The sequence below is a fragment of the Rhizobium sp. P32RR-XVIII genome, from assembly GCF_012641395.1.
Lineage (GTDB): Bacteria > Pseudomonadota > Alphaproteobacteria > Rhizobiales > Rhizobiaceae > Rhizobium.
Genome location: NZ_JABAIH010000080.1, coordinates 1 through 1,116 on the forward strand (window position 1 = coordinate 1; position 1,116 = coordinate 1,116).

The 1,116-nt window shown below is 56.1% G+C and carries 1 protein-coding gene; it reads left to right on the plus strand.

The window, feature by feature from the left end; all coding sequences use genetic code 11:
• Positions 1-65: 65 nt before the first annotated feature.
• The gene (locus HGP14_RS35130; protein ID WP_168834379.1) at positions 66-1,067 is read left to right on the plus strand and encodes an IS30 family transposase; all 1,002 of its coding nucleotides are present in this window, start codon (positions 66-68) and stop codon (positions 1,065-1,067) included.
• Positions 1,068-1,116: the final 49 nt, after the last annotated feature.

Below are 1,116 nucleotides of genomic sequence, written 5' to 3' on the forward strand. Positions count from 1 at the left end.
GGTACATTCTATTTCCAAGTGCGACATGCCAATGATTTCAATGGCTTCACTTTGGAGATTTTGGCATGTCCCGATGCTATACGCAGCTTGCTCTCGCCGACCGACGACGCCTACATCAGCTGGTGGCGGCAAAAGTTCCCGTCAACGAAATGGCCCGTCAGCTTGGCCGTCACCGCTCGACGATTTACCGCGAGATCAAGCGCAACACGTTTCGCGATCGCGAACTGCCGGACTACGACGGCTACTACAGCACGGTAGCTCACGATATCTCCAAGGACCGGCGACGCCGGCTGAGAAAGCTGCGGCGGCACCCGAATTTACGCACGGAGATCATCAACCAGTTGGAGGCACGCTGGTCTCCCGAGCAGATCGCCGGGCGCCTGTTGTTGGAGGGGCGCAGCCTCGTCCGCGTCTGTAAAGAGACTATCTACCGCTTCATTTACAGTAAGGAAGATTATGGGCTAGGCCTCTATCAGTATCTACCGGAAGCCCGCCGCAAACGTCGTCCACTGAGCTCCAGGAAGCCGCGCGACGGTGCGTTTCCAGCCTCGCACCGCATATCCCAACGTCCTGATTTTATTGGAAATAGATCTCAGTTTGGGCATTGGGAGGGCGACCTCCTCATCTTTGAGCGTCCACTCGGCCATGCCAATGTCACGTCCCTCGTGGAGCGCAAGAGCCGCTACACCGTTCTCATAAAGAATCCAAGCCGGCATTCTCGCCCGATCATGGACAAGATCATCAGAGCGTTTTCTCCTTTGCCGGCCTTTGCGCGTCAGAGCTTCACGTTTGATCGCGGTACCGAGTTTGCTGGATTCAGGGCTTTGGAAGAAGGGATCGGCGCGCGTAGCTGGTTCTGTGATCCCAGTGCACCGTGGCAAAAGGGAGCCGTGGAAAACGCCAACAAGCGCATTCGCCGCTTCATGCCAGGCGATACGGATCTTGCAACCATCTCTCAGCGAGACCTCATTCACCTCACACGCTACCTCAACGACCAGCCTCGAAAATGCCTCGGCTATAAAACACCAGCCGAAGTGTTCATGGCGCATTTGCACGAAGAGGTCTGATCCCCTACCCTGCAAAACAGGCATGATGCACTTGGGTGAGCTTCTCCAA

Bases quoted from the DNA above. Each gene is read 5' to 3' on its own strand.
- HGP14_RS35130 (WP_168834379.1), top strand. From the start codon at position 66: ATGTCCCGATGCTATACGCAGCTTGCTCTCGCCGACCGACGACGCCTA.